This window comes from Priestia sp. P5_B4, assembly GCF_056400385.1.
In genome coordinates this window covers 1-6,405 of the sequence record NZ_JBFULJ010000167.1, presented here as the reverse complement: position 1 = coordinate 6,405, position 6,405 = coordinate 1, and the positions used below count along the sequence as shown (strand labels likewise).

The 6,405-nt window shown below is 37.8% G+C and carries 6 protein-coding genes; 3 read left to right on the top strand and 3 right to left on the bottom strand.

Annotated elements, in window-relative coordinates:
- Nucleotides 1-148: 148 nt before the first annotated feature.
- Nucleotides 149-1,081, top strand: coding sequence for an aldo/keto reductase (locus AC1DRF_RS14055; RefSeq protein ID WP_025749635.1), 933 nt, complete (start codon nt 149-151; stop codon nt 1,079-1,081).
- 37 nt (nt 1,082-1,118) lie between these two features.
- On the opposite strand, the gene AC1DRF_RS14050 is transcribed toward AC1DRF_RS14055, so the two are convergent.
- Nucleotides 1,119-1,469, bottom strand: coding sequence for a DUF4181 domain-containing protein (locus tag AC1DRF_RS14050; RefSeq protein ID WP_477740963.1), 351 nt, complete (start codon nt 1,467-1,469; stop codon nt 1,119-1,121).
- A gap of 32 nt (nt 1,470-1,501) precedes the next feature.
- Complete coding sequence (locus AC1DRF_RS14045) at nt 1,502-2,371, bottom strand: LysR family transcriptional regulator (RefSeq protein WP_477740962.1); 870 nt, start codon at nt 2,369-2,371, stop codon at nt 1,502-1,504.
- A 131-nt stretch (nt 2,372-2,502) separates the two neighbouring features.
- Between AC1DRF_RS14045 and AC1DRF_RS14040 the strand changes: the two genes are divergently transcribed.
- Nucleotides 2,503-3,177: a class I SAM-dependent methyltransferase gene (locus AC1DRF_RS14040; RefSeq protein ID WP_427075601.1), complete on the top strand. Its 675-nt coding sequence runs from the start codon at nt 2,503-2,505 to the stop codon at nt 3,175-3,177.
- A gap of 566 nt (nt 3,178-3,743) precedes the next feature.
- A complete protein-coding gene (locus AC1DRF_RS14035; RefSeq protein WP_052500326.1) occupies nt 3,744-4,802 on the top strand; it encodes a L,D-transpeptidase family protein in 1,059 nt (352 codons plus the stop codon).
- A gap of 67 nt (nt 4,803-4,869) precedes the next feature.
- Here AC1DRF_RS14035 and AC1DRF_RS14030 read toward each other — a convergent pair.
- Nucleotides 4,870-6,405: hypothetical protein (locus AC1DRF_RS14030; protein ID WP_477740961.1), on the bottom strand; the 1,536-nt coding region annotated here is incomplete at its 5' end.

Below are 6,405 nucleotides of genomic sequence, written 5' to 3'. Positions count from 1 at the left end.
GCCCTGTAGAATATACTCCTTATTTACATGTAACTCAAGTTCACATACTTTTTTAAAGCTGCTTTTCATATGAGCGTACTATTTTTGATTCATGGTATATTTTGCTATAGTAAAAAAGAAGATATAAAAAAGGAGATGGACGTTAGACATGGCAGAAAAAGTACAGATTGGAAAATCCGAATTATATGTTAATCCTATTGGACTTGGAACAAACGCTGTAGGAGGACATAACTTATATCCTAACCTAAACGAAGAAGTCGGCAAAGACCTTGTTCATAAGGCGCTAGATAATGGCATAAACCTCCTTGATACAGCGTTCATTTATGGTCCAAAACGTTCTGAAGAACTAATTGGCGAAGTGCTAAAAGAACGTGGAAATCGTGAAGAAGCGGTTATCGCCACAAAAGGAGCACATAAAATTGTTGGAGATGAGGTACTGCTAGACAACTCTCCTGCGTTTTTAAAACAGTCAGTTGAAGATAGCTTAAAACGCCTTCAAACAGATTATATCGATTTGTATTATATTCATTTCCCAGACAAAAACACACCAAAAGACGAAGCGGTTGGTGCGTTAAAAGAATTAAAAGATGAAGGTAAGATCCGCTCTATTGGCGTATCAAACTTCTCGTTAGATCAGTTAAAAGAAGCAAATAAAGATGGTTATGTAGACGTGGTGCAAGGCCAATATAACTTAATTCAGCGAGAAGCAGAAAACGATATTTTACCTTATACGGCTGCAAACCGCATTTCATTCATTCCGTACTTCCCGCTAGCTGCTGGTTTACTTGCTGGGAAATACGATAAAAACACAAAGTTTAATGACCTGCGCGAAGATATGCCTCATTTTATCGGGGAAGCATTTCAGCAAAACCTAGAAAAAGTAGAGCGTCTTCGTCAAATCTCTAGCGCAAAAGGCGTAGAAGTAGCTCATCTTGTTCTGGCTTGGTACTTAACGCGTGATTCAATTGATGTGTTAATTCCAGGGGCAAAACGCGCTGAACAAGTACTTGATAACTTAAAAACATTAGATGTTCAGCTCACTTCTTCCGAAATTAAAGACATTGATCATATTTTTAAATAATATAAAAAGAGCTTTGCCATAGGTAAAGCTCTTTTTTCTATACAATTCCGCTGGCTAATAGAACAAAAGCCGTAAAGAAGAATCCCATCTGTACAAAGCTTGTTACGTATTCTTTTGTTTCCTGTTTATATTTCCATTCATCTATACTTTTCAGCAAAATATTCACGACTAAGAATAGGAAAGATACGATATAAGGCTCTACAACCATAAAAATCATATCCAATATGAGAAAAAGAACAAAAGCTACCATTACATATTTGTCCCAACGTTCTAAAGCTAGACTTTCATACTCATATTTGCCCCAAAATTTGCTGCGAGGTCTATCAAGCACTTTTCTTAAAATAAAATCTACTACGACTGCTGCTACTAGCGTGATTAATATATACATCGTCATCTCTCCTTCCTTTTTATGGTATCATTTCAGCTCGTTTCTGTTAAGGTCTCAGCTACAAAGTGCTTAAACTGCTTTATTTCTTCTGTTTCGCCTTTTGTTACGATATACGTGTGTGAAGAAGGCTGAATAATTTTTTGCTGTGAAATTACGCTTAACGTTTGATTTTCAACTTCCTTTTTCACCATAGAAAATGGCAAATAAGATACGCCTAAACCTTCTTCAATAAAACGCTTTGTAATTTCTACTTGCGTCACAGGAAGCAGCTGAATGTGAGGATAACAAGCCTTGAGTTGAAGGAGTAAATCTTCCCAATAAACAGGATGATTATTCGTAAGCAGCCGGTAGGAAGATAACAGCTCCTGTTCCGTACGTGCTCCTACAGAAAACGGGGCGACTAAGACTGCTTTTTCTTTATGAATTAACTCATAAAAAACGTCTGCCTGACCCGGAAGCATCCTTGTTAATCCAACATCTGATTTTCTGTCGCTGATGTCTTTTCCCACTTGAAACGAATTTGTGATATTAACCGTGACTTCAATATGGGGATATCTCTCTACAAATTGTTTGATTAGACTCGGCAAAACTGATGCTGCTATTTGAGGAGCAGCGGATATAGTCAACTTTCGGTTATATCCTTGCTTCCATAGCTTAAAATCCCCTACTCCTTCCTCATATGCTCTCACCATTTTTTGAGCATGAGCCAAAAAAAAGCGTCCTGCCTCAGTCAGCGCGATATATTTACCTTTTTTTTCAAAAAGCTCATCTCCTAATTCTTGCTGCAGTCGCTGAATATGCTTTGATACAGCAGGCTGCGTTAAAAATAAATCTTCAGACGCTTGTCTGAAATTTTCATAAGAAGCCGCTACGATGAATGTTTTTAGCCATTTGATCTCCATTTTCTTCTCTCCATCTCTTTCTATTCATAACAAACTGGAATCAATACTGCTTATTTTTGTTTATTTTCTTTTCTATCAAACTTCTATACGATATATGTATCTCAATATTACCAAATAAAGGAGCTGTAAAAATGAAAAATAACGTTAAAGAAAAATTTAATGCTCATGCTTCTCAGTATGATGAGCAGCGCCGCAAACTCATTCCTTGTTTTTTGGATTTTTATTCTATTCCCGTTTCGCTTCTTCACTTTTCAAAAAAGCCGCTTCGCATACTTGATATCGGAGCAGGTACAGGCTTGTTTTCTTCTTTTGTTAAAGAAAAGTACCCAGATGCGCATTTCACGTTGATTGACGTCTCAGATCAAATGCTTGAAAAAGCAAGGGAACGCTTTAAAAATGAACAGCATATAGAATTTATCGTATCAGATATAACAAGCTACAAATTTGAGCACTCATTTGACATTGTGATTTCTTCACTTGCTATCCATCATTTAGAAGACAAACAAAAACAAAAGCTGTATGAACAAATTTATGATTTGCTGCATACAGGAGGAATATTTATTAATGCCGATCAAGTATTAGGCCATTCTTCTATTATTGAAGAGTTATATAAAAAAGATTGGAGCGAACGAATTGCCGCAAGCGGATTAACTCATGAGCAAATTGAGGCTGCTCATGAACGTACGAAGTTAGATAAAATGGCAACCCTACATGATCAGTTAAATTGGTTAACAGCAAGCGGGTTCAGCGCAGTGGATTGCATTTATAAATTTTTTAATTTTGTTGTAATGTATGCTCAAAAATAACGGTTTAAAAACTACTTGTCTCTTTGCAAGTAGTTTTTTTACTCTCTCCCTCCCTATATTCGAATAAGAATATTTATCTATTTCCACAAAACTACGCATACTTCTTTTCCAGTTTCGTATATCTAATAATAGCTTCGTTCTCCTTAACTTTTGAATTTTTTGTACATAAAACCCATATAAAGTATTTTTATACTATTTTATGTCTTTTTATGGTATAAAAAATACAACTATGTTACAATATGATTACAAAACAATCTGTATAACGCTTTCATTTCTTTACACGAAAATGAAGAACTGGAAAGGGTGTGATGCTTATTTAAATATAAATCCGCTAGATTAGTAAACTTATATTCCTAAAATTGTACAAAGCAGCAAGAAAAACTTAGTTATTCTTATTATTATAAATTCCCGCTAGTAAAGTCTTTCTACTTAATGATTTCCTTATTAAGCCCATACATACAGGTATAGAAAATGCAGCTATTCGTCTTTTATTTTATTAGTGAAGAATTTATAGCACCGCCCGAAGCATACGTTTTTCATTAATGCAGCCTAAGGAGGCGCAGCACATGGCAAATAGAATATCAAGAACAACTATCGTACTCATAGCGGCTATTTTAGCTCTAGCCTGCTTGTTTGTAGGAGTTCCAAAAACAGAAGCTGCTTCAACACCATCTCATTTAATTATCATTAACAAAGCGACAAACAAACTCGCTTATTATCAAAATGGTTCACTTGTCCGAACGTTTTCAGTAGCAACAGGACGCACGCAGTCTCTTACACCAGAAGGCCATTTCAAAGTAGTAAATAAAATTGTCAATCGCCCTTATTACTCAGGGAACATTCCTGGTGGAGATCCTAGAAACCCTCTTGGCAATCGCTGGCTAGGTCTAAATGCGAGAGGTACATACGGCACGACGTATGCTATTCACGGAAATAACAATCCTGCTTCCATCGGCAAATATGTAAGCAGCGGATGTGTTCGTATGTACGATGAAGAAGTCGCATGGTTATTTAGTAAAGTGACCGTCGGTACACCGGTTGTGATTACAACTTCTTCTAAATCATTTAACGACATTGCAGCTGCAAACGGGTACAACGTTTCTGGAAACTCAGGTTCTACTCCAGCTCCTTCTACAGGAACTGTTTTAAAGAAAGGCAGCAAAGGAAATGCAGTTAAAGAACTTCAGCAGAAACTAACTTCACTTGGCTATAATACAAAAGGTACGGACGGTGTGTTCGGTGCCAATACAGATTCAGCTGTTCGTAAGTTCCAAAAAGACCACGGTTTAACGGCTGACGGCATTGTTGGCCCATCAACATATAAAGCTTTAGGAAGTTCAGGAGCGAACCCGACGACACCAACAAACCCGACAAATCCAAAGCCAACAAATCCACCAGCAGATACAACAATTAACACAAAACAAACGCTGAAAAAAGGAAGCAAAGGCAGCAATGTTCAAGCTCTTCAAAAGAAATTAACAGCGATTGGCTATAATACAAAAGGTACGGACGGTATCTTCGGTGCCAATACAGAAGCTGCTGTACGTAATTTTCAAAAAGACAATAAGCTAGCAGTGGACGGCATTGCCGGACCTAATACTTTAACTGCTATTTCCAAACGCTAATAGAGCCTGATTTCAGGCTCTGTTTTTTTATTGATAACCCGCTTTTTTTACATCGCGCCTTGACCACTTAATGAACCAGTACGCCGTCTTTCTTTTCTACGACATACTTAATTAGCTGATAAACCGTTCTCATAAGATTTTGCTGCTGATAGATATCATTTTTGGCAGGAATTACGTTCTCTATCAGTCTGCTATATTTGTAGGCTTGATCGTCTTCTTTTTGTTTATAAAGAGCGAGCCAGTCGTTACGGGATTTTTCACGCAGCTGTTCGTTGAAATAGGAATAAACGACGGTTGCGAACTCACCTGCCAATTCTTGAATAACCTGCTGTCGGTCGGTGACCGAATGATAGGTACTTGACCACCCAGACGGCTGGCTTAGAAAATGCTCGTAGACAGATGAAATAAAAGCGGACGCAATGACTGGCACCGGCCCTTCATGCTCTCCTAAGGAAATGTTCAAACATGTTTCTCTATCCATATAAGGAATGTTCAGCGACTCCATCGCTTCATAAAAAGCCTGAGAGACAGTCAAGTTTAAATAAATAGGATGCAGCTCTTGCTGCTTTTTTCTCTTTTCTGATACTAAAGCTGCCTTTAAGTCTTTATACAGAAGGTGACTCTCTTTGAATTCCTCGTGTACACATTCTAGAATAGTCGTATTCCCTACTGTTAAATAGTAGTGAAGCTGCTTTTTCATAAGAGGTGAAACGTTTTTAAGCGCATAATCTATCATTTTAGCCATGGCATGTTTTTTAGCATAATCCGTACGGCAGCTTGGAGAGGTCAGCAAATCTCCGTGTGTGACACAAACGTTTAGCTTAGCACCGTGACCATGTACGATGAGCTGTTGAAGAAATTGAATATCTAATTCTTTAAGCCCATGATGTACGTATAAAATAGAAGCTGCTTGTTTAAAAGAATCGTGGACGGTGCTCGTATATTCAAAACACGCATGCTCGCAAATCGCTACTCCTTTTTTAAAAGAAAAAGGGCCGCAAACTTCAATTCTACGAAACAATGGATAAATAAGAAGTCCGTTATTTTCTTCTTCTTCATTTGTTAACGGACCAAGAGAAGACAGTTCTTTTGCTGTGAGACGGCAGGATATTGGCCAGTCGTCTTCTCCTATTTCCCATGTTCCTTCCTTGTATTCTTTCAACCGGGATTCAATTGCCAGAAGCATTTGCTCGGTGATTTTCCTGCATTCAAGCCGCTTGTGCCATCCCTCTGCAAAATCTCTTCCTTCTTGATCAACAGCGTCTTTTACTATTTCACTTTCTCGTTTAATTGCATCTACAAATTGTTTGAATGAACTATTTTCATCACTCATTCTTAAAGGAACATCATCATTAAAATAACGGGCTTTGTATGGGATATCTCCCAAAAGAGCGCGCAGATTAAAAGAGGCATCTCCGTGTAATAATTCAAAGACCAAGTCATAATCCGTGCCTCCTTCAGCATACACTTCAGCGCTTCTTAGTAGGATATTCTCCAATTTCCTTTGCACTTCGCTTCGCGTAAAAAAAGAGACGGAAGCTTCATAATGTTGGGAATCCTTAACCTTATACGTAGCAGAATAAGCGCCTTTACTGCCTATTCC

Bases quoted from the DNA above. Each gene is read 5' to 3' on its own strand.
- AC1DRF_RS14055 (WP_025749635.1), top strand. From the start codon at position 149: ATGGCAGAAAAAGTACAGATTGGAAAATCCGAATTATATGTTAATCCT.
- AC1DRF_RS14050 (WP_477740963.1), bottom strand. From the start codon at position 1,469: ATGTATATATTAATCACGCTAGTAGCAGCAGTCGTAGTAGATTTTATT.
- AC1DRF_RS14045 (WP_477740962.1), bottom strand. From the start codon at position 2,371: ATGGAGATCAAATGGCTAAAAACATTCATCGTAGCGGCTTCTTATGAA.
- AC1DRF_RS14040 (WP_427075601.1), top strand. From the start codon at position 2,503: ATGAAAAATAACGTTAAAGAAAAATTTAATGCTCATGCTTCTCAGTAT.
- AC1DRF_RS14035 (WP_052500326.1), top strand. From the start codon at position 3,744: ATGGCAAATAGAATATCAAGAACAACTATCGTACTCATAGCGGCTATT.